The 26,549-nt window shown below is 37.8% G+C and carries 25 protein-coding genes; 8 read left to right on the top strand and 17 right to left on the bottom strand.

Going from position 1 to position 26,549, the window contains the following annotated elements:
• The first annotated feature begins 5 nt into the window (after window positions 1–5).
• Together accB and accC are read left to right on the top strand one after the other, a co-directional pair.
• The gene (gene accB / locus AC52J8_RS07445) at window positions 6–425 is read left to right on the top strand and encodes an acetyl-CoA carboxylase biotin carboxyl carrier protein (RefSeq protein WP_000354611.1); all 420 of its coding nucleotides are present in this window, start codon (window positions 6–8) and stop codon (window positions 423–425) included.
• A 17-nt stretch (window positions 426–442) separates the two neighbouring features.
• Window positions 443–1,810: an acetyl-CoA carboxylase biotin carboxylase subunit gene (gene accC, locus AC52J8_RS07440; protein WP_002115704.1), complete on the top strand. Its 1,368-nt coding sequence runs from the start codon at window positions 443–445 to the stop codon at window positions 1,808–1,810.
• Window positions 1,811–1,856: 46 nt separating this feature from the next.
• Here the strand turns inward: accC and AC52J8_RS07435 are convergent, their stop codons facing one another.
• The 6 genes from AC52J8_RS07435 to AC52J8_RS07410 all read right to left on the bottom strand — a co-directional run bounded on the left by AC52J8_RS07435 (window position 1,857) and on the right by AC52J8_RS07410 (window position 9,018).
• The gene (locus AC52J8_RS07435) at window positions 1,857–2,360 is read right to left on the bottom strand and encodes a hypothetical protein (RefSeq protein ID WP_002115710.1); all 504 of its coding nucleotides are present in this window, start codon (window positions 2,358–2,360) and stop codon (window positions 1,857–1,859) included.
• Between the two features lie 159 nt (window positions 2,361–2,519).
• Entirely contained in the window at window positions 2,520–3,683 is a 1,164-nt protein-coding gene (locus AC52J8_RS07430; RefSeq protein ID WP_197738989.1) for an MFS transporter, read from the bottom strand.
• Window positions 3,684–4,229: 546 nt separating this feature from the next.
• On the bottom strand, window positions 4,230–5,258 hold the full coding sequence (locus AC52J8_RS07425) for a Csu type fimbrial protein (RefSeq protein WP_086399511.1): 1,029 nt from the start codon (window positions 5,256–5,258) through the stop codon (window positions 4,230–4,232).
• Window positions 5,249–7,657 carry a fimbria/pilus outer membrane usher protein gene (locus AC52J8_RS07420; protein WP_086399565.1) on the bottom strand — a complete coding sequence of 803 codons (2,409 nt, stop codon included), beginning with the start codon at window positions 7,655–7,657 and terminating at the stop codon, window positions 5,249–5,251. The genes AC52J8_RS07425 and AC52J8_RS07420 overlap by 10 nt, the downstream gene beginning before the upstream one ends.
• Window positions 7,658–7,697: 40 nt before the next feature.
• Complete coding sequence (locus AC52J8_RS07415; protein WP_032006077.1) at window positions 7,698–8,405, bottom strand: fimbrial biogenesis chaperone; 708 nt, start codon at window positions 8,403–8,405, stop codon at window positions 7,698–7,700.
• Between the two features lie 82 nt (window positions 8,406–8,487).
• On the bottom strand, window positions 8,488–9,018 hold the full coding sequence (locus tag AC52J8_RS07410; protein WP_005068793.1) for a Csu type fimbrial protein: 531 nt from the start codon (window positions 9,016–9,018) through the stop codon (window positions 8,488–8,490).
• Between the two features lie 681 nt (window positions 9,019–9,699).
• Between AC52J8_RS07410 and AC52J8_RS07405 the strand changes: the two genes are divergently transcribed.
• The 3 genes from AC52J8_RS07405 to AC52J8_RS07395 all read left to right on the top strand — a co-directional run bounded on the left by AC52J8_RS07405 (window position 9,700) and on the right by AC52J8_RS07395 (window position 13,197).
• Complete coding sequence (locus tag AC52J8_RS07405) at window positions 9,700–11,373, top strand: FMN-binding glutamate synthase family protein (protein WP_032038125.1); 1,674 nt, start codon at window positions 9,700–9,702, stop codon at window positions 11,371–11,373.
• Window positions 11,374–11,584: 211 nt separating this feature from the next.
• Window positions 11,585–12,640, top strand: a complete 1,056-nt coding sequence (locus AC52J8_RS07400; protein ID WP_086399512.1) for a linear amide C-N hydrolase — start codon at window positions 11,585–11,587, stop codon at window positions 12,638–12,640.
• A gap of 62 nt (window positions 12,641–12,702) precedes the next feature.
• On the top strand, window positions 12,703–13,197 hold the full coding sequence (locus tag AC52J8_RS07395) for a hypothetical protein (protein WP_086399513.1): 495 nt from the start codon (window positions 12,703–12,705) through the stop codon (window positions 13,195–13,197).
• A 56-nt stretch (window positions 13,198–13,253) separates the two neighbouring features.
• Here AC52J8_RS07395 and AC52J8_RS07390 read toward each other — a convergent pair whose 3' ends face one another.
• The 5 genes from AC52J8_RS07390 to AC52J8_RS07370 form a co-directional block, all read right to left on the bottom strand.
• Window positions 13,254–14,282 carry an alpha/beta hydrolase gene (locus AC52J8_RS07390; protein ID WP_086399514.1) on the bottom strand — a complete coding sequence of 343 codons (1,029 nt, stop codon included), beginning with the start codon at window positions 14,280–14,282 and terminating at the stop codon, window positions 13,254–13,256.
• On the bottom strand, window positions 14,282–15,406 hold the full coding sequence (locus AC52J8_RS07385) for a YdcF family protein (RefSeq protein WP_002115205.1): 1,125 nt from the start codon (window positions 15,404–15,406) through the stop codon (window positions 14,282–14,284). Before AC52J8_RS07385 ends, AC52J8_RS07390 begins: the two co-directional genes overlap by 1 nt.
• Before the next feature lie 4 nt (window positions 15,407–15,410).
• A complete protein-coding gene (gene murB / locus AC52J8_RS07380) occupies window positions 15,411–16,445 on the bottom strand; it encodes a UDP-N-acetylmuramate dehydrogenase (protein ID WP_068930348.1) in 1,035 nt (344 codons plus the stop codon).
• Window positions 16,446–16,464: 19 nt separating this feature from the next.
• Entirely contained in the window at window positions 16,465–16,968 is a 504-nt protein-coding gene (locus AC52J8_RS07375) for a low molecular weight protein-tyrosine-phosphatase (RefSeq protein WP_140157909.1), read from the bottom strand.
• Window positions 16,969–17,224: 256 nt separating this feature from the next.
• Entirely contained in the window at window positions 17,225–17,452 is a 228-nt protein-coding gene (locus tag AC52J8_RS07370; RefSeq protein WP_002115197.1) for a tautomerase family protein, read from the bottom strand.
• Window positions 17,453–17,514: 62 nt separating this feature from the next.
• Here AC52J8_RS07370 and AC52J8_RS07365 point away from each other — a divergent pair, with 62 nt between their 5' ends.
• On the top strand, window positions 17,515–17,982 hold the full coding sequence (locus tag AC52J8_RS07365; protein WP_086399515.1) for a winged helix-turn-helix transcriptional regulator: 468 nt from the start codon (window positions 17,515–17,517) through the stop codon (window positions 17,980–17,982).
• 279 nt (window positions 17,983–18,261) lie between these two features.
• Here the strand turns inward: AC52J8_RS07365 and AC52J8_RS07360 are convergent, their stop codons facing one another.
• From AC52J8_RS07360 to AC52J8_RS07350, 3 genes are all read right to left on the bottom strand, one after another.
• The gene (locus AC52J8_RS07360; protein ID WP_086399516.1) at window positions 18,262–18,810 is read right to left on the bottom strand and encodes a cysteine hydrolase family protein; all 549 of its coding nucleotides are present in this window, start codon (window positions 18,808–18,810) and stop codon (window positions 18,262–18,264) included.
• A gap of 231 nt (window positions 18,811–19,041) precedes the next feature.
• Window positions 19,042–19,272, bottom strand: a complete 231-nt coding sequence (locus tag AC52J8_RS07355; protein WP_005068773.1) for a hypothetical protein — start codon at window positions 19,270–19,272, stop codon at window positions 19,042–19,044.
• A gap of 288 nt (window positions 19,273–19,560) precedes the next feature.
• Window positions 19,561–19,890, bottom strand: a complete 330-nt coding sequence (locus AC52J8_RS07350) for a YcgJ family protein (RefSeq protein ID WP_029767006.1) — start codon at window positions 19,888–19,890, stop codon at window positions 19,561–19,563.
• Between the two features lie 341 nt (window positions 19,891–20,231).
• Here AC52J8_RS07350 and AC52J8_RS07345 point away from each other — a divergent pair, with 341 nt between their 5' ends.
• Together AC52J8_RS07345 and AC52J8_RS07340 are read left to right on the top strand one after the other, a co-directional pair.
• Window positions 20,232–21,389, top strand: coding sequence for an iron-containing alcohol dehydrogenase (locus AC52J8_RS07345; RefSeq protein WP_044102813.1), 1,158 nt, complete (start codon window positions 20,232–20,234; stop codon window positions 21,387–21,389).
• Entirely contained in the window at window positions 21,389–21,823 is a 435-nt protein-coding gene (locus AC52J8_RS07340; protein WP_086399517.1) for an acyl-CoA thioesterase, read from the top strand. Before AC52J8_RS07345 ends, AC52J8_RS07340 begins: the two co-directional genes overlap by 1 nt.
• Window positions 21,824–21,871: 48 nt before the next feature.
• Here AC52J8_RS07340 and AC52J8_RS07335 read toward each other — a convergent pair whose 3' ends face one another.
• The 3 genes from AC52J8_RS07335 to AC52J8_RS07325 all read right to left on the bottom strand — a co-directional run bounded on the left by AC52J8_RS07335 (window position 21,872) and on the right by AC52J8_RS07325 (window position 26,542).
• Entirely contained in the window at window positions 21,872–24,100 is a 2,229-nt protein-coding gene (locus tag AC52J8_RS07335) for a phosphocholine-specific phospholipase C (protein ID WP_086399518.1), read from the bottom strand.
• A 26-nt stretch (window positions 24,101–24,126) separates the two neighbouring features.
• The gene (locus AC52J8_RS07330; RefSeq protein ID WP_154678385.1) at window positions 24,127–24,279 is read right to left on the bottom strand and encodes a hypothetical protein; all 153 of its coding nucleotides are present in this window, start codon (window positions 24,277–24,279) and stop codon (window positions 24,127–24,129) included.
• A 145-nt stretch (window positions 24,280–24,424) separates the two neighbouring features.
• On the bottom strand, window positions 24,425–26,542 hold the full coding sequence (locus tag AC52J8_RS07325) for a DNA polymerase III subunit gamma/tau (protein WP_496538904.1): 2,118 nt from the start codon (window positions 26,540–26,542) through the stop codon (window positions 24,425–24,427).
• Window positions 26,543–26,549 lie beyond the last annotated feature (7 nt).

Genomic DNA, 26,549 nt, shown 5'->3' with positions numbered 1-26,549 from the left:
CGCCCATGGATATCCGCAAAATTAAGAAACTCATCGATTTAATGATTGAGTCTGACTTGCAAGCGATCGAAGTTAAAGAAGGTGATCAATCAATCGCTTTAACTCGTCGCAATCCTGTCGTTGCTGCGGCTGGTGTAGCACTTCCGGCTGCTCCTGTTGCAGAAGCACCAGTTGCAAAAACACCACGTGGAGCAGTTGAAACTTCTCCAATGGTTGGCGTGTTCTACGCTGCTCCAAGCCCAGGTGAAGCACCATTTGTTAAAGTAGGTCAAACAGTATCTGCTGGTGAAACTTTGGGTATTATTGAAGCAATGAAAATCATGAACCCAATTGAAGCAACTCAAAGTGGCGTGATTGAAGAAATTTTAGTGAAAAATGGTGAAGTTATCCAATTCGGTCAACCTTTATTCCGTTATCGCGCGTAATTACCCCGGGGACGTCTATGTTGCAAAAAGTTTTAATTGCAAACCGTGGTGAAATCGCTTTACGTATTACCCGGGCTTGTAAAACATTAGGAATCAAGACTGTTGGTATCTATTCAGATGCCGATAAGGATTTGATGCATTTACGTTTTGTTGATGAAGCAGTATGTATTGGTCCGGGCGCAAGTAGTGATAGCTATTTAAATATCCCGGCAATTATTACTGCTGCAGAAATTACCGGTGCTGATGCTATTCACCCGGGTTATGGTTTCCTTTCAGAAAATGCTGAGTTTGCTGAAATTGTAGAAAGTTCAGGCTTTACTTTTATTGGTCCACGTCCAGAACATATCCGCCTTATGGGGAATAAAGTTTCTGCGATTGTTGCCATGAAAAAAGCTGGCGTACCTACTGTACCAGGTTGTGACCATGCAGTAACCATCCACAATGCATTGGCAGAAGCAAAAGAAATCGGTTTCCCGCTTATTGTTAAAGCCGCTTCCGGTGGTGGTGGACGTGGTATGCGTATTGTTGAGCGTGTAGATACACTACTTGAATCAGTTCAAGCAGCACAGCGCGATGCAGAAATGTGGTTCGGTGATGATACTGTTTACATGGAACGCTTCTTACAAAAACCTCGCCATGTCGAAGTTCAAGTTCTTGGTGATGGTAATGGTCATGCAATCCATTTATATGACCGTGACTGTTCATTACAACGTCGCCATCAAAAAGTACTAGAAGAAGCACCTGCACCAAACCTACCAGAACAAGCTCGAGCTGATATTTTAGAGGCTTGTGTTCATGCTTGTCAGTTAATGCAATATCGTGGTGCTGGTACGTTTGAATTCTTATTTGAAGACGGTGAATTCTTCTTCATTGAAATGAATACTCGTGTTCAGGTAGAGCACCCTGTAACTGAAATGGTTACTGGTGTCGATATTATTGAACAACAGTTACGTATTGCTGGTGGCCTAGGACTAGAGCTTCAACAAGAAGATATCAAAGTTCAAGGACATGCAATTGAATGCCGTATCAATGCAGAAGATCCAACAACATTCTTACCTTCACCAGGTAAAATTGAAAGTTTCTATGCACCAGGCGGCGCTGGTATTCGTTTAGATTCTCATATCTACCCAGAATACAGCATTCCACCTTACTATGACTCTATGATTGCTAAATTGATTTCTCATGGTAAAGACCGTGAAACTTCAATTGCACGTATGCGTCAAGCATTAGATGAAATGATCCTTACGGGAATTAAAACAAATATTCCTTTACATAAAGATCTTATTTTGCAAGATAAGAGCTTCTGCTCTCAAGCAATGGATATCCATTACCTTGAAAAACACTTGTTAAAGCAAGTGGAAGAAAAGAAAGCTGAAACTGCATAATAAAAAAAGCCTCTTATTTTTAAGAGGCTTTTTTATATCTACCATTTTATGGTAATACACGACGTAAAGTGGCAAAGCACTGCTCACCTTTAGCTGTTGAACAGAAATTGATGGTATGGTCGTTTTTCCATTGTACAAAATATTGTGAGACATCACCTGTTTGGTCTTGCTTCTGACCAGAACAATCTACTTTATTATTATCAAATTTAATTTGCATCACTAAAGCGGCTAGCTGTTCTTTAGGATCATCAGATGGTTGATATTCATAAATACCATAAGACCATTCCTGACCGCTTTTAATCACTACATCGTTACTACTACGAAAGTTATAATATTCTACACATTTCTTATTATTTGGAATCTCCATTCCCCATAATCCCATAATTTCAGGACGCGTAACAATACGTATAGCGTTAGGATTACTTGCAGTCCGAACAGGTTGTTCGGCTGGCTGTTGAGTAGCTGTTTCTGCCACAGCTAAACCAGAACAAGCCCACAATAATCCAATAATATAAATATTTTTCATAGATTTATTAATCATTAAACGCATGAACTTAAGTTAGCATATTTTTTTAGAAAATCATTGCTCCATAACCATATAAAAACAATATTTTTTAACTGTAACGTGCGACTATAGCTCATCAAGCAATTTTTATATTTATTTGCTTTTTTCAATACAAAGTTATTAAAGTTTTATCTCACCTCAAACTTATGTGGAAGAGTCGATTTGTTTGGGAAGCCACATTACAAAACCTAGGCCTAATAGCACTACCGCACTTGCACACATAAAGATGACTTCACCAGAAAGAATTTTCCAGAAGTGCCCAGCTAAAACACTACCAAAGGCTACCCCTAATCCCCACATCGTGCTGTAAAGTGCTTGTCCGCGGCCCTGTTGCCCCGCTGAGAAGTTTTGAAAAATTACTCGCATCGCAATTAAGTGAAATAAACCAAAACTAAAAGCGTGCAAACACTGCGCAAAAATTTGAACAACAAAATAATGTGAAAATATTGCAACCATCATCCAACGTATGCTCGTCAATATTAAGCAAACAATTACCAAAATACGCCATGAGAAATGTTGAAAAACTTTTGCAGCAATTGAAAACATAAAAATTTCAGCAAAAACGCCCATGGCCCATAAAAATCCAATTTCAGTCGTACTGAAATTCAAAGATTTCAGAAAATTACTATAGAAACTATAAAAAGGCGCATGTGAGAAAAGTAGAATAAATTCAATTGCAAAAAATGCAGCCACTGTTGGGCGCTTAAGGACAGGAAGTAAAGGTTCTAAATATTTTTGGGAAGTAGGCGCGCTATCAGGTTCGCGGATTGTGAAAGACCAAATAAACGCTAGAGACGCGATAATTAATAGTAAAATTGGGAGCATTGAAATATGTACTATTTCTAAAATAGTTCCAATAGTGAATACCCCAACAATAAACCCAACCGATCCCCACTTACGAATTTTGCCGTAAAGTTTAGCTTTTTGATCACCCAACCAAAATAAAGTGACTCCCTCAAATTGAGCTAAAATCGCATTTTGAAAGAAACTAAAAATAAGCATAAGCAAAGCAACTGATTGAAAAGTATTTGGCACTATAAAAATAGCCAACCATATACATGACTCCATCCAAGTTGCTATCCGAACAAGCAACATCCGCCTACCAGATTTATCAGCAATCCACCCCCAAACTAAAGGCGCAAAAAAACGAGTTACAATCGCAATTGATGATAAAACACCAATTTCTTGATAATTAAACCCTTGATCTTGAAGATATAAATTCCAATAAGGCATGAATGTACCCACAATGGAATAGTAGAAAAAGTAGAATCCACCGAGTCGAGTTTGGATAGTAAGTGGTTGAAACAATTTATAAACCTTTGTATTTTCATGAGATTAAAATTCGGGATAGCTGTCACGCATGTAGCCATTTGTCTTTAGTACTACTAAGCATCCACAAATTTCGATTCGTAGATTCACCGAATAAAATACAATTAAACATATCAGAGCATCTCAGCCTTTCAATTTTAACACTTTGTTTTCCAATACAAATCATTAAATTATTGAGAATCGACTTATCTCTATAAGTATTTTTTATTGATAAGAAAGAATAAATAAAGAAAAGAGAACTGTAATTTAATTTGTACAATCTGTTAACTTGTGTAAAAATACATTTAATATTCATAAGGTATATATTTATCAGATGTTTTTTCTTATTTTTTTAATTTGTCTTTTTCTGTTTTTACTCATCTTGAAACAACATTACCGCTAACCACTTATCGCCCCTACTTTAAAAACCTAGCTGCTTCTTTTAAATTAGAACAATTAAACACCAAATTTATAGACCACTTTTTAAATGCTAAGTGTTCAACTCAAATCCTAAAAATATACTCAACATAAAATTCCAATAAATTCTTAATAAGTTACTGTAACAACTATCGCATCTGAGTAATTACCCGGAGCTGTTGAAATAGTGGTACCTTGCGGAATTTTTCCATAGACATTTGTACCCTGAGAATTGCCCGAACCTGTTTTAGAAACACCTCCAGAACCTCCAACTGCGCTTACACCACCAGTAGTATCCCATACCGCGCTATAATTCGAGTTCTGATATAACTGATACGGGATGTATTGACCACTACCATTTGTCATCTGCCTAAAGCCACCAGCAATACGGTTATTCCCATCCCCCAAATAAATACTATATGGCAGTCCATTATTACAGGTCGTATTTACCACTCCTTGAGCTGTATAATCACGAGTAGTCTTACCAATATCATTAATATTTCCAAAATCGACATTTGATGTTGAATCTATTTGACACAAACTTGGCACAACATAATTAGCAGTTATAGTGGTATTACCCGAGTCCCAACCTCCACCACTATCGCCCTCACACACAGTGCTAGAGCTTGCTTGCATGTCCCAAAATAGCTGAACCGTACCAGTATAAGTTCCTTTAGGGTATGCCATGAGCGACCCTGTACGAGCTGGTACTTTTATATTTACAGAGTAACTAATAACATTATTTGAAGCGACTGTTCTTACTGGACCATACCAGATATTCGAATTTTGATTAGTGGTAGAAGACCCTGCTCCACCTACAGTTGCTGTGACGGTGTAAGGTAATGAAACATTATTATTACTACTCGTTGTTCCAGTAAAGACGGTTTTCATACACATATAACCTGAAATTTCTGGTGTTGTACGTCCCCCATAACAACGTATTGTTCCCGTGTATGTCAGAACTGCATTATTGTTAATTGTTGCGGCAGTATATGTGTATGTACCAGAAGTTGTCCCTGTAACTGTGCAACTTGCATGGGCAGAGTTAAAAAATGTAAAGATTAGGCATAACAGACTCATTCCCAAAAAATATTTCAGGATAAATGAAAGACCTTTAAAAGTTGTCGGCTGGTTAAAGCTAGCAATATTTATCGACATACATAAGGTCCCAATTTTTTAGTTGAGTACTGATTACTGTTATAAGTGAAGTCAACTTGGCAGGAGCCATGATCTAGAAGATCGATTTCAAGTTTGTTTTGCTTTAATAGGTTTGGAATAAACACTTCACCGTCGTACCCAACCATCCCATCTTGCTGACCATTAATTCGAACGGTATAACCCGGCATTAACGGTGAATTTTTTTGATCAACCAGTTTCACCAACCCTGAAATAACCTGATGAGCACCGAAGTCGACCAAAGTTCCTTGACGGTAACCCACAAACGCTGTCTGATTCGTAGAGCTAACTTCCCACTCTAAAGGTAAATATGATGGGTCTAGGTAGACATGATGAGACATGTAGGGTCTTAAATTTGCAATTAAGAATCGGCCAGACTTATCGGTCGCACCTAAATTAACACCACCATTTATAATTTGGCTTTGTGGCCCAGCATTGGTTACGACCGCATAGCCGTCTCCAATTTCATTGGCCGCAAAGATACGTCCCGCTGCCGCAACCAATGATCCCGTCGCCGAAACTGCAACCTGATCATTATCCCCAAATCGGTTATAGCGTCCCGTCAGGTAAGCTGCTCGTGCTCGGTAAGAGGCATAAATCGAGGCATTGTTTTCTTTTGCATCCTGATCTCGCTCAACATAACCACCCCAGCCAAATGAACCAATTTGCGGTTCTGACAAACCGAATATTTCTTGGCGATACCGTAGGCTACCGCTGTCACTAGATACACTCGTGATCGCATTCACTTTACTGGACGGTGTATATCTCAGCGCAAAGTAAACTCCATAATCCTTGTGGTTTTCATAATCTTTATACGCTGATGCATAAAAACCCCAGTTCTTGTCCAGACTTCCACTTAAATTGGTAGACAGTAATTTATAGGAGTTGTCACTATATTTGATCTGGTTATAGCCCAGATAAACCCCATAGCCTGCATAAAAGTTATAGTTAATCCCTGCCCTGAAAATCTCATCTGCCAGTGCGCTGTAGTTCAGGTAGTTCTGTGACTCGGCATTGATCTGGTTATCTTTTAAATATCTCACTTGAGATACACGGGCAAGGTCAAAATAGTTATCAAATACTTTGCGGTAACTGGTGTTAAATGAAATGTTCTTACTAATGCGTCCTTCTAAACCGATTAGAGCAGAATAACCGTTTTCATCTTTATACTGGCTCGCTGCGATGTCAGCATTCATCACCCCAATCCCCAAAACATTCTTGGCAAATCCTGTGCCGAGATTCGACAGGCCATCTGTTGAAGCCTCTGCACCGCCGCTTAAGGTCAGTGAGTTGCTGTAGCCGTATCGAATCGCACCTGAGGCAAAGGTGGCATCGTCATAATCATTTGAATACAACCCATAGTTGTAGCGTGGAACCCCCACATCTACTGAAAACTCATTAATGCCTTTTGCCAGAATCTTGGAGGAAAAATAGTACGGCTTTTTGGTAATGCTCTGCTGTCCCGTTGCATCGGTGGTCACAAGGGTGACTTCATTTCCTGAAATAAACGGGAGTTGTTTAATATCAAATGGACCAGATGGGACTAACCCTGAATAAATCTTTTGCTGGTTGACGTATAAGTCTAGGGTTGAAGGCAGTGCTGCCGAGCCGGAAAATTGCGGGAGTGCCGAGGTGACAATATCCCCGCGTTGACTATAAGCACTCGACCACTGAAAACCGGCAAGACGGACACTGCTCCCCCAGTCTGGGCTATTAGAAATAAAGTCGCCTAGGGTATATATCCTGATCTTTTCAGGGTCGACATATTGCCACTTACTTTCCAGTCGTACCCACTTTTCATGGCTATAACTATTTTCATTACTACCGTTATATAAAACGCCTGATGAAAAGTTACCAATTGCACTGTTAAAAATACCCTCTGCCGTACCTGAGAAAACGTTCTCGTCATTGGTCATAGTCTGATACAGACTGTAGTTCAGAATGGCTGCATTTAAGGGTTTCATCTTTAGCAAATTCGGGCTAGTGACCTGCTGGCCATTTAAGTCAACTGAGTAACCCGTTAACATGTTCGACGGAACTTTTAAGTTTAGAGACTGCTCATTTTCGAGATATTTAAACTGGATTCCGTTTAGATCATTAATATATACCCACTGGTTATCTGGGATATGTTCATCCATTTTTACTCTTAAAGCTTTTAAATCACGAGAGCGGATATATAGTTTTCTATCTTGATCCTGCCGTACCGATATTAAATCTTTAGAAATATTTGAGTTAATCGAAATATTTAAAAATAGCTGGATATATCCCTGATCAGAACCAAATGCCTGATGAGCAGAATTCGGAACTTCCGGAATACTTGGTAAGACAGCATTGGTACTATCTTGTAATGATTCAGCAGCGGCATGAATCGGCAAGTACATAACACATAAGGCACTTACGATATATTTCATATGTGCCTCTTTAAAGAGATGTTTGCTTACCGTTAATATTTAATGAAATATTATATTTATGATCTGCTTGAAATTTAAAATCAGGACTGATATTAAAGTTTCTCGATTTCCCGGCAAGAATATAACCATTCACGGTGTTTACTTTAATGGGATAGCTTTTATTTTCTGTTGTATCGACAAGTATTAAGTTATTTAAAAGCGCATGTCGATTACCGACATTACTTATGGTGAGATAAGCGTTATTTTGTTCTTGTTGTATTGACCAATTCAGTTTAGTAATCGCATCTTTATTTACTACAAATACAGGTAATGACGAACGTAATAGTACGTTAACCCCTTGATCAGCTTTACGACTATCAATCGGTTTTGGTAACTCATCAATAATAATACGATAAGTTTTTTCACCAGAAACAGGTTCTGGGTTAATTCTAACTACACGTAAGTTATAAGAGTCACTAGGTTGTAGTTTTAAAAATGGTGGACTAATTACAATCTCATCCGTAGGGACTAATTGATCTTGCCCAGCATTTTGTCTCCATTCAAATACACGCACCTGCAAATCAGCACTTTCATTTGACTGGTTATATAAACTAATGGAAGATGCAGCCTGATCACTCAATATTTCAACACTAACAGGTGAAAGGCGGATTGATGCTGCATTTAGCATACTAGGCAAAAATAATAATAAACTTGTCACAACAAAGATATTTTTTTTCATGATTTGCCCAGAACTACTTTTCTCAAATTGAGCTAGCTCCTTTAAAAAGAGCTAGCGATGACGCAATAAAACTTATTAAAAATTAATAAGTCACTGTTACAGTCACAGTGTCAACATAGCTACCTGCACTTGGTAAAGTTGAGCCAGCAGGAATACGACCATAGACGTTAACTGTTTGTGCTGCACCAGTACCAGTACCGCTATATGCAGTTGTTGCAATACCAATTGCTGTTGCACGGTTAGTATCTGAGAAAAGGTTGTAAGGAATGTATTCGTTGCTAGCCGCCCCACCAATCATACGACGTTGTGTCGATTGAGCATTTTTCCCTGCGTCAAAAGCCAAAGTCCATGGCACAGTGTTGTTACATAACACTTTAATTGCAGTACCACCTGTTGTTGTGGTGTCTGCATCTACGTTGCTTGCAAGCGAACTTAACGTACCAAAGTCTAAAATTGCATTTGACGTAGTACCTGTTGCAGAAGTGTTGAGAACACAACTGTTTGTAATCGTTGCTTTAACAGTTAGTGTACCGGTTGCGTTAGCTGCATTTGCAACATTGATAGACGTTAAACCCATAGCAATTGCTGATAAACAAATGAGAGACTTATTCATGGTTAAAAACCTTTTTACATTACGCCAATAAAATTAATAGATGTAAAAATTAGCCTTCCCCATCACAATCACTAGTTCTTCTGACTGTTTTTTCAAAGCGTTATTTTTTTACTCTACTAGTTGCGCATAATACAAAAAAACAACAAAAACACTAATGTTTGTTTCATTCCAAATATCAATTAATAATCAAAATTTTGATTGATTTCTCAATTATAAAAATTTTTATGGTTGCCCCCACTCTTTTTATTAAGTTTCGATAATTTCATTTATATTTTTATTAGTTTTTCTAAAAAATTTTAATTTTTCATTAGTTAAAATTTACCATCAACATTCATATTTTATATTTTTTTAAAGTTTGGTCAAAAAAATAAGAATAAAAAGTAAGCACCTGATTATTCTATATATTTTAAATGAATAAGAAAATAATACTTTATGAATAAGAAATCTAAGTGTTTTATCACATCTTTATAATTTTTTGAAATTTCAATGACTAGTGGCAGGTCTTCACTACTAAAAAGTATGTATTGCTAGCTCAACTATTTCTAAAAATTAAATGAAAAATCAAACCCAATAATCTTTGGATTTTGTTATACCGTCCTTAAGCTAACAATTCCATACTTGTGGTTTTAGTTCCTTCTTGGCAAGGTATGTATCAGTAAAACATTAGGAATTTGTTCCAATATGGCGAGTCCAGCACAAATCATTCGACATAAATTTCTCAATACATTCTTTTCACGCCATTCTCTCTGGTTTTTATGTATTTTTACTGCGCTCAGCATCACATGGTTTCGAACCGTCTATACCCCTCATAGTATCTATTATTTTATTTCTGATACTCTCCTTAATGGTTTATGGGTAGTTACAGGCGCTTTAAGCCTATTAGGCCTCTATGATGTTTTACAAAATAAACATTCTATTTTAAGAAACTACCCAATTATGGGACATTTTCGTTTTTTGTTTGAAGATATACGCCCCGAAATTCGTCAATACTTTATTGAAGCGGATCAAGATGCTCTACCTTTTTCTCGCATGCAACGAAGCTTAGTTTATCAACGTGCTAAAAACGAAAATGCAGATAAACCTTTTGGCTCAATTATTGATGTCTATCAAGAGAATTACCGCTTTATTGTCCACTCAATAAGCCCTTGTCCACCAGCTGATCCAAAAAGTTTCCGCATTCAGGTGGGTAATGCGCAATGCCTTCAACCCTATAGCGCATCCATTATGAATATCTCTGCCATGAGCTTTGGTAGTTTAAGTGCCAATGCAATTCGAGCACTCAATAAAGGAGCGCAATTAGGTGGGTTTTATCACGATACTGGTGAAGGTAGCTTAAGCCCTTATCATCTCGAAAATGGTGGAGATATTGTTTGGCAAATTGCCAGTGGTTATTTTGGTTGCCGTACCTTAGATGGAAAATTTGACGAGCAAAAATTTGCTAAACAATCTCAATTGCCACAGATCAAAATGATCGAATTAAAGCTTTCACAAGGTGCAAAACCGGGCCATGGAGGTATCTTACCTAAGCATAAAATTACCGAAGAAATTGCCCAAATCCGTGGCGTTTCACGCGATCATGATTGTATTTCTCCTGCTAAGCATTCTAGTTTTTCTACCCCAATTGAAATGATGCATTTCTTACAGAAGCTGCGAACATTATCTGGCGGCAAGCCAGTTGGTTTTAAACTGTGTATTGGCCAACCTTGGCAATTCATGAGTATTGTTAAAGCAATGCTTGAAACAAAAATTATTCCCGACTTTATTGTTGTGGATGGTTCTGAAGGTGGTACTGGTGCAGCACCAATTGAGTTTAGTGACAATATTGGTACCCCATTACGAGAGGGCTTACGCTTTGTCCATAATACTCTTGTCGGTGCAGGACTCAGAGATCAAGTTAAAATTGGCGCGAGTGGTAAAATCATTAGTGCTTTTGATATCGCTAGCACTTTTGCACTCGGTGCAGACTGGGTTAATTCAGCACGTGGTTTCATGTTTGCAGTTGGGTGTATTCAGGCACAAAGCTGCCACACCAACCAGTGCCCTGTGGGTGTAGCGACTCAAGACAAAGATCGTCAAAAAGCAATTGATGTACCGACTAAATCAGAACGAGTATTTAATTTTCATAAAAATACCTTGCATGCATTATCAGAAATGATCGCTGCTGCGGGTTTACGCCATCCTTCTGATATTAAAGCTCATCATTTGGCTCAGCGAGTAAATGACCGTGAAATTAAGAACTATGCTCAGTTGCATTTTTTCTTGAAAGAAGGTGAACTTTTACAATCTGAACTTAATAATGACGATGATAATTTCTACTATCGAATGTGGAATATGGCTGATGCCAATCATTTTTAATTTATATTAATTTTTATAAGTTGAGCATCACCTTTATAGTGTGATGCTCTTCCAGATTTAAACCTAATATGTGATTTTTGCTTAAATTTCACTCCTCTTTTAATTTGTATTTAATAGATTTTTCACCTAATATAAAAGTATAAATAACGTACACATTTTAATTTTATTTAATAAAAATTTTTTAATGCTTATAACAAGAAGGTACATCATCATGTTGAAAAAAACATTCATTTCTTCTTTTGTTGCAATCACTGTAGGCTTAAGCAGCTATGCTGTTGCTTGTACACGTGCCGTATATTTAGGTAATAACCAACATATTATTACTGCTCGCTCAATGGACTGGAAGGTTGATACAGGTACCAACTTATGGATTATGCCAAGCGGAGTTAGCCGTGACGGTAGCGCTGGTCCCAACTCAATAAAATGGACGTCGAAATATGGAAGTGTAATTGCAACAGGTTATGAAGTTTCCACAACAGATGGGATGAATGAAGCAGGTTTAGTTGCTAATATTTTATGGTTAGTAGAGTCTGAATACCCAGATGCAAAAAAGACAGATAAGCCTTTATTAAGTATTGCAGCATGGGCTCAATATGTACTCGATAATTTTGCAACTGTAGATGAAGCCGTTAAGGCCTTAGAAAAAGAACCCTATACTATTATTACCGACAATGTTCCCGGTGAAACACGGCTCACCACCTTACATTTATCTATTTCTGATAAAACAGGTGATAGCGCAATTATCGAATATATTGGTGGAAAACAAGTGATTCACCATAGCCGAAGCTATCAAGTCATGACCAATTCACCTACTTTCGATAAACAACTTGCACTTGTTGAATATTGGAAGCAAATTGGCGGAACGATTATGCTTCCCGGTACTAACAGAGCATCTGATCGCTTTGCACGTGCATCATTTTATATTAACGCTATTCCTAAAAATGATAATACAAAACAAGCACAAGCCTCTGTATTTAGTGTGATTCGCAATGCATCTGTTCCCTATGGGCTAAATACTCAAGAAGAACCTAATATCTCTTCGACTCGCTGGCGAACTGTTGCCGACCACAAACAGATGCTCTACTTTTTTGAATCCGCTCTCTCACCAAATGTATTTTGGGTTGACTTAAAAAAGATTAACTTTAAAGATGGTAAAACTCGTAGACTTGATTTAGGACCTGATCAAAGCCATATCTATGCAGGTGATGCCACCTCTTCCTTTAAAATTGCAAAACCATTTGTATTTTTAGGTCCAATTACGCGTTAATTTATGTCAAAATTTATTACTCTTAACATAAATAATATTAAACATACGATCTTGGAATTTATATGATGAAGAAATCTCTACTCTTATTGGGTTCATGTCTACTTACTGCGGCTTGTAGCACCTCACAGGTTAGTACACCAGCTCCTAAAGAGGTAAAAACAGCTGGTCAACTAAACTGCTCACCAACTGAACTATGCCCAAGCTTATTGGTTAAATGGAACGAAAATCAAAAAAATCAGCTTCGAGTAGATGTTCATTTAAGTAGTAGTTATAACTTTTATGATATTAACGCTTTGACTTTTGATATTGATGGCAAACGATTCAATTACGAACCAGCTCAAGCCACTGAAAAGACAAATGTGAGCCGATTAGTACCTAAACATTCAACCACTTACTTTGTTATTCCAAGTCAATTCCTACAAGAATTTAAAAATGCTCAAAATGTGAATGTTTTAATCAAAACAGATAAAGGAACAATCGAGCGCAATATGTATAGTCCACAAAAGCAGTCTTCGGTTTATAAAAACTTTATGCAGCTTTATCAAAATTCAAAATAAACTACAAAGATTAAATAATGCATCTATCTAGAATTTTGGATAGATGCATTATTTTTCTAATAATAAAAATGTTTTGGCTTTGCATGTAAAAATGCCGGAATCAAACCCGTTAAAGCCGCACGTATATCCGCACGTTCATTAATTAATTGATGAGAGCCTTCTTCAAGCATTAACAACGTCTGGAGTCTAAATTTACGACGAATAAATTCAATGTTGTAATGCCAATCAACCGTCTGATCGAGAGCACCTTGTGCAAGCCAGACTGGGATACGGCAAGCAGGTCGCTCTTCCATTTCTTGCATCCATTTTGACATTGCCAAAATCCAGTCCATGCCCATCATTCGAGGTTGCAGAGGATCTTTTAAACGAATAAAACGCAAAAATTCAGGATTATGATTATTACGTCTAAAATGCCTTGGTACCTGACGCTTAATACGGCGAATAATGCCTAATCCAACGGGGTTATGCCACCACGCGGTTTTTGCAGGGCGAATTAACGGAGAAAGTAAAAGTACTCGATCTACAATCGGATCTTGGCGTTTTTCAGCATATTCTAATAAGTGATGCATCCAAATTGCTCCACCCGTACTTTGACCAATACCGACCCATGGTTTAGGTAACTGATCTGCATGTTTCACATATTGATAAACAGCCATCAAAACTTGCTGGTAATGATCAAAGTTTTTAATGCTGGCTGGTGAACCATCACTTAATCCATGCCCCGGCAAATCATAAGTAATGATACTAAAGCCCTGCTCAAGAATTTCACGAATGATTGGCTGGTAAATACCGCTATGCTCAAGATAGCCATGCAATAGACAAACTGTACCTTGTATTTTTTCTACTTTGGGTTTGAAAACTTGCACATGCAAACGGAATAAAGGCATTTGGACATAGCCTTGCCAATGGTCACATTCAAGTAAATGTAAACCATACAATTTGCGGTAGGCCAGCAAATCACGGGAAGGTTCTTCTAATGTATTTAAATTAAGTGGACTCAAAACCTGCGGCGTAAGATCACGATTAGGAACCGGTAAATCTAATTGTTTTAATACGGCAGGATTGAGAAATGGAATATCTGACATCAAGGAACCTCTCGACAATCACTTGAGCCAAACAACATGTCGCGAATTGTCGCAAGTAATTCATAGTTTGCACGGCGGCTATGATCGTAATTTTGCACACTTGGTTGCCAACGTGTCAGTGGAGTTGGCATTGGAGCTACAACAGGAATAGTTTCTATACCATTTAAAGCAAACAGTCGGCGTGTACGTGGCATATGGTATTCATCTGTAACCAACATGACTGTCGGTGCCCCGCCTTTTTTCTGAAGCAATAAAGAGCTAAAGCGAGTATTTTCACATGTATTCATACTACGCTTTTCTAATAGCTTTGCATCAACACCGCGCTCTTTTAACCAAGCTTGCATATAAGGTGCTTCTACACCGCTAAGTACAATAGGCAGATGATTTTGTTTTTCAACTTCTAAAGTTTTTTCTAATCGCAAACGCGTATAGCCATTAACAACAATATCCTTACCATTTTTATCTAAGGTTAATCCGCCACCCAACACAACAATTGCATAAGGTTCTGATAACTTTTTAGGTTGTACGGGTAATGGATTTTTACGCACATACTCGACTTTTTGTTCAGGTTCACTGACAGCTTTTTGATGCTCTGGTACCACAGGTTTTCTTGCTAAAAACTCTGTATATTGCTCAGTAAGCGCTTTATTTTCAGAACTATTAATAAAAAGTGCTTCGTCAACAGGACTACTCGCCTCATCTGCGGCATCAATTTCTGAGTTTTTAGCGACTAAAGGAACCGTTACAGATGCTGCTTGCTCTTCCGAATCCTGTTCCTTTTCTTCTAAAAGAATAATTTGCTGCAAGGCTTTATAATTCTCTTGAATATAGGTCAGATCAGATGTTCTTTTTTCACGTAACGCTTGCTCTGTCAGTTTTAAATAGGCCTGACGAGCGATCCATAAATTTGAACCCGGTTCTAAATTATCATGCTCACTTAATGCAGCCTGTCTTTGGCTCTCAGCAGCGACTTGATTAACATCAACAGGTACAAAATAGTTAAGCCCAGCTACAATAAGTTTTGAATAAAATGGCGAATATAAAAAAACCACGAAACAGCCTAATAGTACAAATAGCACGGTGACTACTTGTACTAAACGTACCATTAAGTGTACTTTTGGCATAAAACTATTCCGTATGATTTTCAATTAAACCTAAACTGTTATAAAGCACAGGTTCTGGTTCTAACATAATATGGAAAAGCTGATCAACATCATGTTGTACAGCCTGATAAGTTTTCCTTACATCAGCAAGAGATGCATTGGCATAATTCACCAGAACTAATGCCTGTTTATGGAACATCCCTACCATATCGAGTTGCTTCCCTTTCCAACCCGCCTGATCAATCAACCATCCTGCTGCAATTTTAACGTTTCCGTTAGCTTGAGGATAATGTGGAATTGTTGAGAATTGTGTGACTAAGCGTTCAAACTCTTGAGGTTTAACAATCGGATTTTTAAAGAAACTTCCGACATTTGGATACTCTTTTGGATCAGGAAGTTTACTTTGTCGAATATGGATGACCTGATTTTGTAAATTTTCGGCAGTCTGATTGTCTCCAACTGCTTGTTTCAAGTCGCCGTAGTTAAGTTTTAAGTGCGGCTGTTTAAGCAATTTAAAAGTAACATGCGTGATAATGTAACGGTTCGGATCATCTTTAAAAATACTATGGCGGTAGGCGAAATGGCAGTCGGCCGCTAAAATTGTCTGAGTTTGCTTTAATTTACGGTCATACACTTGTACTGACTCAATAAACTCGCCTACCTCTACCCCATACGCCCCAATGTTTTGTACGGGTGAAGCACCAACTAAACCTGGAATAAGGGCTAAATTTTGCAAACCAAACCAGTTCTGTTCAGTGCTGTATAAAACAAAATCATGCCAGACTTGGCCTGCGCCAACTTTAACCCGCACAAAATCATCATCGTTTGATAAAACTTCAATTCCCTGAATATCAAGATGAATCACTAAAGCATTGATCTGCTGCGGTAATAACATATTACTACCGCCCGATAATACAAGTACATTTAACTGATGCTGCTCAGCAAACTCTAAAGCTGATTCAATATCTTGAATACTGCCAACTTTAGTATAGTGAGAAACAGTTGCATCTAAACTTAGAGTATTGAATGGCTTAAGCTGTACTTGATTCTGAATTTGCATTGTGTTGAAAAACCTATTCTTAAACATTCAATTGTTTTTTTAAAATATTAACCCACGCCAAACTACTGGACTCACATTGATTGAGTACACGTTCAAAACCATCAGCACCGCCATAATAAGGATCAGGCAACGCTTGTTGTGGGTATTCAGGATCATGCTCACTCATTAAAGCTACTTTTGCACGAATTTGATGTGCGCCAAATTGGGAAAAGGCTCTTTGCAACACGTCATGAATATCTTCAAAATTTTGATGATCCATTGCCAAAATCAAATCAAACTCTAAAAAGTCTTGAGTTGAAAGTTGTCTTGCACGTAAAGATGATAGGTCATAACCCCTTTTTTTGGCATGCAACTGACTACGCTGATCAGGCGATTTATTTGGATGATAATTACTCGTTCCAGCTGAATCGACAATAACATTGAGTTGATGCGCGTCACAATAATGTCTAAAAACCACTTCAGCCGTGGGAGAACGGCAAATATTTCCTAAACAGACACATAACACCTTATATTGTGTTTCCATTAGAAATTACTTCCAAACATTTGAATTACATAAAAATAAACGGAATCATGCACAATCTTAACAGACTATAAGTTTGTGAGAACCGAATTGACCATTGTGACTTGTTGCATTTTGTCAAAACTCACATGGGTTGAAAAGGAAAATAATGTTTATCAATAGATTAAAAGTTGATAAATCAGACGATAAATTAGCTAATCTTGTATTTTTGTAGTAATTAAATAAAAATAAAGCCCTAATTTATAGGGCATTACAAACATCACTTTGATGCAGTGATTAATTCAATCATTTCCTTTGTTGGTCTTAAGCTGCCTAACTGCCAATGTTCAGGAGGATGCTCATCAATTCTTATCCAGACATGTTCTCGAAAAGCAGGATTTCCCTTTCCTTCTATTTCTACAAATAAGTCCGTTATTCGCTTGAAAAGCTCAGCCTTACTATCTTTATCTAGTAAACCTTCTATAGTTTGTATATTTATAAATGGCATAATGCTACCTGAATCAAAGCTAGGTCTAAATTATAGACTCATACTAATTGGAGCTTCCACTGATGTCAAATCAAATTATTCCAGATCATAAATTTCCAGTAGATGTATGTGGGATCTTCAAAATTACAGAAATATTAAATGACAGATGGACGATTCTATTGTTAAGAGAAGCCTTCTATGGGGTAACAAAATTTAATGATTTTTTAGGAAATACAGGCATATCAAAGCAAATTTTATCTAATCGTCTAAAGCATCTCATCCAATTAGAAATATTTGAACTGTCAATTTATAAAGAAGTTGGTGAGCGAGAACGTAAAGAATACTTACTTACTAAAAAAGGCAAAAGTCTAAATATTGTCTTACTCGCCATGCTTGAATCTGGCGGTAATTTTATTGAAGCTGGTAAAGATGTGGTGAAAGTTTTTAATAAGAGTACTGATGATGAACTTAAATTAAAACTTGTTGATTCTTCTAATCAAGTTATAGATTTTAAGAATTTAGAACTTAAGCTCATTCATTGCAAAAAATAAATTTTTATAACTTAGCTACACAGATCATAAATTCCTCAGCATGCTTTTATAGATAAATAAAAAAAGCCTACTCTTTCAAGTAGGCTTTCCCCTTATGACTTTTGCGCTGATCATTAAGGTTTATTGTTGTTTAAAGCAACGGAAGGATCTTACAGAAATACTTAAGAATAAAAAAGCCCTTCCAATAACAGTATTTAACAAAGCTTCCTGTACCGCGCCCTTCTAAGGCTACACAGCCTCTCCAAAACAAGCACTTGGCTTTACTGTTTTGTTTCTAAATTAAAACTCATCTATAAACTCTTCTGTAGTTATTACCTTAGCAAAAGCATTGTTAAAAATTTGGTTGTGGTGATCAATTATACGCTGAGCACTTAAATGCATAGAATCAAATGTAGTATGTGCATCTGAGATTAAAGTTACTTTATATCCCACTTCTGAAGCGGCTCTAATAGTAGAGTCAATACAATATTCAGTTTTCATGCCAGTAACTATGATTTGATCAACATCAAGTTTTTCTAACCAATCTTTTAGAACAGTACCCTTGAAACTACTAGGGTATATTTTCTCAATGACAGTATCTATATCTGGATTAAAAGATAATTCTGCTATCAATTGCGTATTAGCACCGTCTGGATCTAATGGAGTACCCTTTGCTCCAACGTGACGGATAAAAATAACTGGTCTCTTATTTAAGCGCTGATACTCAATAAGCTCACGAATATTTGAAAGTACACTTTGATGGTTATACGGCTTTAGCTCTCCTTTGAATAGGCCATTTTGCATATCAATAACGAGTAAAGCTGATTTTGATTGATGACTTTTATCCATAATCTTTCTCTGTAAAAAACCAATAATGTGCAGAGAAAAATAAACCCAGCCATTATTGGCTGGGTTTGGTTATCTTATTAAGTCGCTCTAATAAAAAATCACACGCAGCCTTTTCTGTAGGTCGTGGTGGTTGTATTGATTTTCTTTAGTAAACAGTTCATGAATTAAACTTGCTCATCATTAAAGCGCAAATAAACATACCATAGTTTTTTCTCAAAAAACAAAGCTTATTTACTTAACTGAATGTAAGTACTCATAAGCTCCTTTTTCGTTACTCTCAAGTTTAATGACTGCATCTGTTTCATCATTTAGTGTCAGATTAAATACTTTTTCACCATCATATGAAATTTGATGGCCCATACGAAACTCTGAATCAAGTGACTCAAGAATAATAAAATTTCCTTCATTGTTCGAAGCAATGTAGTAAGTGTTGTTCCGATGAACATATCTAATTGTGTACATCACTATTTAAATTCCACCTAAAAATTATGTTTTTTCTTAATAATAAAAAGATCCTTTTTCCCTTCCCAATCAGAAAAGATCCTACCGAAAACTAAACCCTCCCTTATTAATTATTACCCCTGATCATTTAGTATTCTTCACCCTATACTATTAAATTGATATTACAGAAATACTTAATAATAAAAAACCCCGCCATTAGTCGATAGTTAGCGGGGTCTTTTGCGATTTAACTTTACTTTGATAGACTCATCTATCAGAGATATTTACCTCATTTCTGCAATAGAAAAATTATTTATTTTTAAAAAGCTTATCTGTCATTTTTCTATCAATTTTACTGCGATGCCCATTCTCAAAGTATCGATCAACATGGCATAGTTTTGTTTTAGTATCACAGAACACACCATTTGAGAGCGTAAACGCTGAAGTATCAAAATCACCTTGAGAGAAGGCTTTATTCGCTTTATAAGTGCCTAAGTATTTAGCTGTAAGCTTTTTAGAAACACCTTTTTTGTCAGCACAAATATATTTGTCACAAATTACACCTTTTGTAGGCGAATATACACTAGAGCTGGTTTTCGCGATTGCTGCCGAGCTAAGCATCAAACACGTACATCCCATAATACTAAGAAAAGTTTTAGAAATTTTCACTTTTTAGAACCGATAAAATTATAAATTGTTAAGGCATTATATAAATTAGAAGCTTGCCAGAAAATCTACAGAACCCTATAAATAACAAAAAGCCCACTTTTCGACGAGCCTTTAAATATCTTGGTAATCCTCACTTACATTTCGGCCCCTACATTGCAAAAAAGTATTTATCTATGGGTGGCACAAGGCTTAAGAAAAGTATAGTCACGTCAGAACTACTTTATTTTAAAGTTTCTTATGCTAACTTATTTAGAGATTGAATCTTATAGAGCCATTCAACAATAATGTTCAAAAATAAGGAAATAATGTATATGAGCCATTTTCAATTTCAAACTGTTCCAAATATCATCTCTGGCTTAGGCTCTATACAAGAATTACAGAATGTTTTGTCGTCAAATGCTTACCGTAAGTTATTGCTAGTCACCGATGCAGGCATGGTTAAAAATCAATTACACCATCCCATCCTGCAAATTTTAGATAACCTCAACATTGAATATGTCATCTATGCCGATGTGCAAGCTGATCCCCCTGAACAAGTAGTACTAGATGCAGCCAATTACGCTAAACAGCAAAATGTTGATGCCATTATTGGTTTTGGTGGTGGTAGTTCTCTAGATGTTGCAAAAGTTATTGCTTTACTCGCCCACCCTAATCAGACCCAAAGTTTGCAAGAGATGTACGGCGTAAACCAAGTCACTACAGCTCGTCTTCCGCTTATTTTGATTCCTACTACAGCCGGTACAGGCTCAGAAGTAACGCCAATCTCAATTGTCACTACAGGTGAGACGACAAAGATGGGGATTGTCTCTCCAGTACTGTACGCAGACACTGCGATTCTTGATGCTACTTTTACTCAAAACCTTCCAGCACATATTACCGCTGCAACAGGTATTGATGCGATGGTACATGCTATTGAGGCATATACCTCTAAACATAAAAAAAATATTTATACGGATATTTTAGCCAAGCATGCTTTGAAGTTGTTAAATCATAACTTACCAAAAGTTCTTAAAGATGGTAATGATTTAGAAGCACGTCAAAACATGCTGTTCGGTTCAATGCTCGCAGGTCAAGCGTTTGCAAACTCGCCTGTTGCTGCTGTGCATGCTTTAGCTTATCCACTGGGTGGACATTTTCATTTGTCGCATGGGCATACCAATGCCTTAGTGTTGGTTGAAGTATTAAAATTTAATGCGCCCAATGCAAAAAAATACTATGCAGAGCTTATGCAATGGCTCGATCCATACAGCAATGGCAGCACTGATGGCTTGTGTGATTTATTTATTGACCATATGCAGAACCACTTAGACCGTAGTGGCTTGACCTTAAAACTTAGAGATTTGGGTATTGATGAATCCAGTTTACCCCGACTTGCTCAAGATGCCATGTTGCAAACCCGCTTACTACAAAATAACCCACGTGACATGACAGAAGCCGCTGCTTTGGCAATTTATCAGGCGATTCATTGATGACTAAACCAGTTTTAAAAACCCGTGATCAATTTAAGTTCTTTTTAGACATTCAAACGCGTTGGGCAGATAACGATATTTATGGTCATGTGAATAATGTGACTTACTATAGCTACTTTGATACAGCGGCCAATGCTTTGCTCATCCAAAAAACAGGGTTTGATATTCATGAAGCAAAAGCAATTGGCTTAGTGGTCGATTCAGCTTGTAGTTTTCTTCAGGAATTATCATTTCCAGAAATTATTCAAGTAGGTGTTGCGATTGGCAAAATCGGTACGACTTCATTGCGCTATGAATTGGCAATCTTTAAACAAGGTCAGGACCAAGCCTCAGCTCAAGGACATTTTGTGCATGTTTTTGTTGATCGCGAAACGCGTAAGACTGTGCCAATTTCAGAGACAGTTCGTGAGATTTTAGAGAATTTCTTATTATAAAAAATGAGGCAAAAAGAAAATACACAGCTCTTTTTGCCTCATTTTAGCTTACATCATTGCAGGGTCACTAAAGGAATCTTCACCCGTTTCGACTCGACCAGCAAAACGTCGGTAATAATATGGATCACTCTGAATGGTGATTTCAAAATCATACCAATGCCCTACATCGGCCAAAGCCCAATGCTGCTTAACAACCTGTCCCGCTTTTACGGTAAGTTGTAACGGCGCATCTTGTCGATATGCACACGGTTTTACCGTCAATATCGCATCCTTAGTACCATCATTCATAAGTTCGACATAAACATCACCATTGGCAATGTCATAGCACACTCGAATTTCAGGTTTAACGCCACTATCAACAATACGTTGAGTATCCCCTTTGAAATGACGATGATAGCCATTTGGACCAAGTACCCATAGGTCATAACGACCTAAATTATCTTTTAAAGCGTCCCATACATCATCTAGAGTCTTATTCGGCTCGACAATATAACGCTTTGGAATACGGTCTAAATTGAGCTTGTCATAAACATGGAAAACCGCTGCTTGCGTACCCGTATTAGAGAAAATCAATTGCACTTTGCCATCAGTATTACAGCGTGCGCTGGTGTGTAGCTCGTAAGGTAACGCACGTGAAAGACGTATACCACTTTGCTGAATCGGTAACTTCGTATCCGTGGGTACAGGCACAGCTGGTAAAGCTTCTTGATTTTCTCTTAACTCATCTGCTTGCACACGTGTTTGTTTACCATTCAGCTGCGGTAAAACATCTGCATTTGGTGTTTTAAAGTTAAATGCACTGGTCAAATCACCACACACTGCACGGCGATACGCACTGATATTCGGCTCTTTTACACCAAAACGTTTTTCTAAGAACATGAGCACAGAGGTATGGTCAAACACTTGCGAGTTCACCCAACCACCACGACTCCATGGGGAAATCACATATAACGGAACACGAGGGCCTGGTCCATAAACTCGTCCATCAGGTGTTGGCTGTGAATGGCTTCCTTCAGGCGCGGCATGGTCAAAGTATTCGTCCTGCATATCGGCACTACTTAATGTCGATTTGCCAGCATACTGACCATTTTTAAGTCGAGATGGCGCTGATGGCGATGGCATATGGTCAAAGTAACCATCATTTTCATCAAAGTTGATAAGTAGCGCAGTTTTACTCCACACCTCTGGTACAGCAGTTAATGCATCAATAATTTCTTGAATAAACCAAGCTCCTTGAACTGGGCTTGAAGGGTCTGGATGTTCGCAATAAATCGATGGCGCGTTAATCCAAGAGACTTGAGGTAATTTACCTTCCCGAATGTCGCGTTTAAAAGCATCCAGATATTCTTCTGGTTTATTGCCCGGTAGCGTATTTGCAATGCCCTTATAAAGTGGATTTTTGGCATTATCGGTCGCAGCATCATAGGCTTTATAAGGTAGTTTTTGACCCGTATCAGCATATGGCTTATTCGGTTCGCCGCCACTTGAAACAGGATAGCCAGATGCAATGTTGGCCTTTCTAAACGAACGAAATGCACCCAACATATTATCGCCCCATTCATCTGGCATATTTTGATAACAAATCCAACTTACCCCTGCTTCTTCTAAGCGTTCGGCATAAGTTTTCCATGTATAACCACGGTCTGCCGTCGCCGGGTTACCATCAATCCAGTCCCACTCATTGTTTACAAATGAACGCTTGGTCGGTGTTGCACCATTTGTACCCGTTAAATGATAAGAACGGTTTGCATCTGTTCCAGTGTGCATAGAGCAATGGTAGGCATCACAAATCGTAAAAGCATTCGCAAGCGCAAACTGATATGGAATTTCTTTTTCTTTAAAATAACCCATTGAGATATCAGTTTTATGAGTTGGCCAGTTCGCCATGCGCCCATTGTCCCAAGCCAGCTGACTGTCGTTCCAAGTATGTGGCGTACCATCTGCACGCTGTGCATTATTGGCTGTACCATCTAAGTGAAAAGGCGTTAAAACTTGCCCATTACTTCTAAGCTGCTCCCAAACACGGCGGCCACTTGGCAAAGGAATCGTAAAACGATCGGCAAACCCTCGGACGCCTTTTAGTGTTCCGAAGTAATGGTCAAAAGATCGGTTTTCCTGCATTAAAATAATAACGTGTTCGACATCCTGAATGGTTCCAGTTTTATTATTTGCAGGAATTGCTAAAGCTTTTTGAATACTAGATGGGAAAGTTGCCAATGCCGCAGCACCAAAACCCATATTTAAAGAGTAATTTAAAAATTTACGACGTGTAATCATGATCAGGTTCTTTTTATTATTTAAGTTTATGGTGCACAGCGCATTACAGGCTTTTTACCTGTATCTGGTGTATTTGAATTATCATTTGCCGAGTCGTTACAACCACTCAGCAGAATCGCGCCGATTAATAAAAAATATGAATATTTAAAATTATTTATTCCAGTGCATTGCCTTTTCATGACGATATATAGTCCATTTAAAATCTAAAATGGCTAACATAGAAAAGTATAATGACAGTGACATGACCCAGATATTTCAATCCAGTGAAAAATATGAAAAGTCTATTATTTTCATATTCTGCACCAGATCAAAAATCAGATGAATTTAAGGCTTTAATTGAATATTTTGTAGTTCGCCATCAAAAGTTTCTATGAGACTCTTAATCACTGGCTGTTGCTGTAATAGCTCAGCTGCTCTATGAAAGGCTTTTTCTTTACGCGCACTTTGAATGGTATAAGGGGTAGATGTATTCAAAGCACCATATTCAACTGTAAACTGAGTATTCGGCCATTGCTCATTTAATGCATCAATAAGGCCTTGCTGCAATTGGGTCAGCATATTTTCATATTCTTGAGGAATATGGAAAATAGTATTGCCACCAATTTCACCAGTCATCACACCATGTTGAGCAAGTTCTTGAACGGCTGGAGAAAGCTGACTATTTCTAAACCAATATTCCCACTTTTCGAGTGTCCACTCACCTTCCAAAACTTGAGGAGAAAGCTTCAAGATATCTTGAGGCATCAACTGACCGTGATCAGTTGCACTAGGCTCTTTTACAACTGCAACTGTTTCAACAACTTCAGCTTGCACCAATGATTGCGGCTCAATAACAGGTTCAGAAGCAAGATTAGGCGTATCTTGGCCCAGCGAAAATTCAGCGCTAGGCGTTTCAAATAAACCCATAGGTTCAGCAGTGAAAGCTGGTTCAGGTTCAATATTTTTAGTTTGTGTTTCTGCCTGCACTTGTACTAACTTTTGTTCTGGTACAGGAATGAAATCTTCCTCTAGAACACTAACAGTCTCTTGAACAACTGCTGAATCAAGCCCAATCAACTCATGATGATTTGGGTCAAATACCATTAAATCCTGATTAGACTGAGGTTCAGGTTCAGGTTCAGGTTCAGGTTCAGGTTCAGGTTCAGGTTCAGGTTCAGGTTCAGGTTCAGGTTCAGGTTCAGGTTCAGGTTCAGGTTCAGGTTCAGGTTCAACCATAGCGGGCTGGTTAATAACTTCAACAGGTTGAACCGTATTTACTGGAGTAATCTCTTGGACTGTTGGCTGAGCTTGTGAATTTAGACCTACTTCTGCTTGTTCATTTTGTTGAACAGACTCTGATACTAAAATTTCATTAGGCGCTAAAGGACGGAATGCCAACAAGCGTAAAACGCACATTTCAAAACCTTGCTCTTGCGTCACGGCAAGTTGCAAGTCTGAACGTCCTTTACATGCGATTTGGTAATAAAGCTGTAAATCTTGAGCAGAAATCAACTTAGACAATTGCATGATTTTGCGATTGATTTCATCGCTATATTTCAAACTCAAATCAGGTAGATATTGCAAAATTGCCAATTCATGCAATGTCGAAATCAACTGATCAAGCACAAGTGAAACGTCTAACGCTTGATGTCTAAATTGCAATAAAAGCTGACTAACTTTCTCACGTTGATTTTGATGAATCGCCAAAATCAAATCATAAATGATCGTACGGTCGATTAAACCAAGCATTTCTTTAACATCCTGATGATGTACAGAACCTTGACCATAAGCAATGGCTTGGTCAGTTAAAGATAATGCATCACGCAGTGAACCTTGAGCAGATTCAGCAATTTGCCAAATTGCATCTTGGTCAGCAGTAATCTGTTCTTTTTCAAGAATAGCGCCAAGGTGCTTGGTAATTTCATCGACAGCTAAGGGTCGTAGAGTAAATTGCAAACAACGTGAAATAACTGTAATCGGTAGCTTTTGTGGGTCAGTCGTTGCAAACAGAAACTTAACGTGTTCTGGTGGTTCTTCTAGTGTTTTTAATAACGCATTAAAAGAATGCGTTGATAGCATATGTACTTCGTCAATCAGGTAAACCTTAAAACGTCCTTGCGTTGGCGCATAAGGAACGTTGTCTAAAAGTTCACGTGTATCTTCTACTTTGGTTCTTGAAGCAGCATCGATTTCAATTAGGTCAATAAAACGCCCTTCGTTTACTGCTTTACAGGTTGCACAGACTTCACATGGCGTAGAAGTCACACCCGTTTCACAGTTCAAACACTTGGCTAAAATACGTGCGATTGTAGTTTTACCTACACCACGCGTTCCTGTAAATAAATAAGCATGGTGAAGACGACCGCGTTCCAATGCACTGCTTAATGCACGAGAAACGTGGTTTTGCCCCACTAACTCATTGAAATTACGTGGACGGTATTTTCTAGCAAGTACTTGATACATGTATGCT

This window comes from Acinetobacter sp. S-1 (assembly GCF_059579785.1).
The sequence above is the reverse complement of the archived record's forward strand: the minus strand, read 5'-3'. Positions and strand labels throughout refer to the sequence as shown.

Excerpts from the sequence above, each read along its gene's own strand:
- accB (WP_000354611.1), top strand. The coding sequence starts at position 6 with ATGGATATCCGCAAAATTAAGAAACTCATCGATTTAATGATTGAGTCT.
- accC (WP_002115704.1), top strand. The coding sequence starts at position 443 with ATGTTGCAAAAAGTTTTAATTGCAAACCGTGGTGAAATCGCTTTACGT.
- AC52J8_RS07435 (WP_002115710.1), bottom strand. The coding sequence starts at position 2,360 with ATGCGTTTAATGATTAATAAATCTATGAAAAATATTTATATTATTGGA.
- AC52J8_RS07425 (WP_086399511.1), bottom strand. The coding sequence starts at position 5,258 with ATGTCGATAAATATTGCTAGCTTTAACCAGCCGACAACTTTTAAAGGT.
- AC52J8_RS07420 (WP_086399565.1), bottom strand. The coding sequence starts at position 7,657 with ATGTACTTGCCGATTCATGCCGCTGCTGAATCATTACAAGATAGTACC.
- AC52J8_RS07415 (WP_032006077.1), bottom strand. The coding sequence starts at position 8,405 with ATGAAAAAAAATATCTTTGTTGTGACAAGTTTATTATTATTTTTGCCT.
- AC52J8_RS07410 (WP_005068793.1), bottom strand. The coding sequence starts at position 9,018 with ATGAATAAGTCTCTCATTTGTTTATCAGCAATTGCTATGGGTTTAACG.
- AC52J8_RS07405 (WP_032038125.1), top strand. The coding sequence starts at position 9,700 with ATGGCGAGTCCAGCACAAATCATTCGACATAAATTTCTCAATACATTC.
- AC52J8_RS07400 (WP_086399512.1), top strand. The coding sequence starts at position 11,585 with ATGTTGAAAAAAACATTCATTTCTTCTTTTGTTGCAATCACTGTAGGC.
- AC52J8_RS07395 (WP_086399513.1), top strand. The coding sequence starts at position 12,703 with ATGATGAAGAAATCTCTACTCTTATTGGGTTCATGTCTACTTACTGCG.
- AC52J8_RS07390 (WP_086399514.1), bottom strand. The coding sequence starts at position 14,282 with ATGTCAGATATTCCATTTCTCAATCCTGCCGTATTAAAACAATTAGAT.
- AC52J8_RS07385 (WP_002115205.1), bottom strand. The coding sequence starts at position 15,406 with ATGCCAAAAGTACACTTAATGGTACGTTTAGTACAAGTAGTCACCGTG.
- murB (WP_068930348.1), bottom strand. The coding sequence starts at position 16,445 with ATGCAAATTCAGAATCAAGTACAGCTTAAGCCATTCAATACTCTAAGT.
- AC52J8_RS07375 (WP_140157909.1), bottom strand. The coding sequence starts at position 16,968 with ATGGAAACACAATATAAGGTGTTATGTGTCTGTTTAGGAAATATTTGC.
- AC52J8_RS07370 (WP_002115197.1), bottom strand. The coding sequence starts at position 17,452 with ATGCCATTTATAAATATACAAACTATAGAAGGTTTACTAGATAAAGAT.
- AC52J8_RS07365 (WP_086399515.1), top strand. The coding sequence starts at position 17,515 with ATGTCAAATCAAATTATTCCAGATCATAAATTTCCAGTAGATGTATGT.
- AC52J8_RS07360 (WP_086399516.1), bottom strand. The coding sequence starts at position 18,810 with ATGGATAAAAGTCATCAATCAAAATCAGCTTTACTCGTTATTGATATG.
- AC52J8_RS07355 (WP_005068773.1), bottom strand. The coding sequence starts at position 19,272 with ATGTACACAATTAGATATGTTCATCGGAACAACACTTACTACATTGCT.
- AC52J8_RS07350 (WP_029767006.1), bottom strand. The coding sequence starts at position 19,890 with ATGGGATGTACGTGTTTGATGCTTAGCTCGGCAGCAATCGCGAAAACC.
- AC52J8_RS07345 (WP_044102813.1), top strand. The coding sequence starts at position 20,232 with ATGAGCCATTTTCAATTTCAAACTGTTCCAAATATCATCTCTGGCTTA.
- AC52J8_RS07340 (WP_086399517.1), top strand. The coding sequence starts at position 21,389 with ATGACTAAACCAGTTTTAAAAACCCGTGATCAATTTAAGTTCTTTTTA.
- AC52J8_RS07335 (WP_086399518.1), bottom strand. The coding sequence starts at position 24,100 with ATGATTACACGTCGTAAATTTTTAAATTACTCTTTAAATATGGGTTTT.
- AC52J8_RS07330 (WP_154678385.1), bottom strand. The coding sequence starts at position 24,279 with ATGAAAAGGCAATGCACTGGAATAAATAATTTTAAATATTCATATTTT.
- AC52J8_RS07325 (WP_496538904.1), bottom strand. The coding sequence starts at position 26,542 with ATGTATCAAGTACTTGCTAGAAAATACCGTCCACGTAATTTCAATGAG.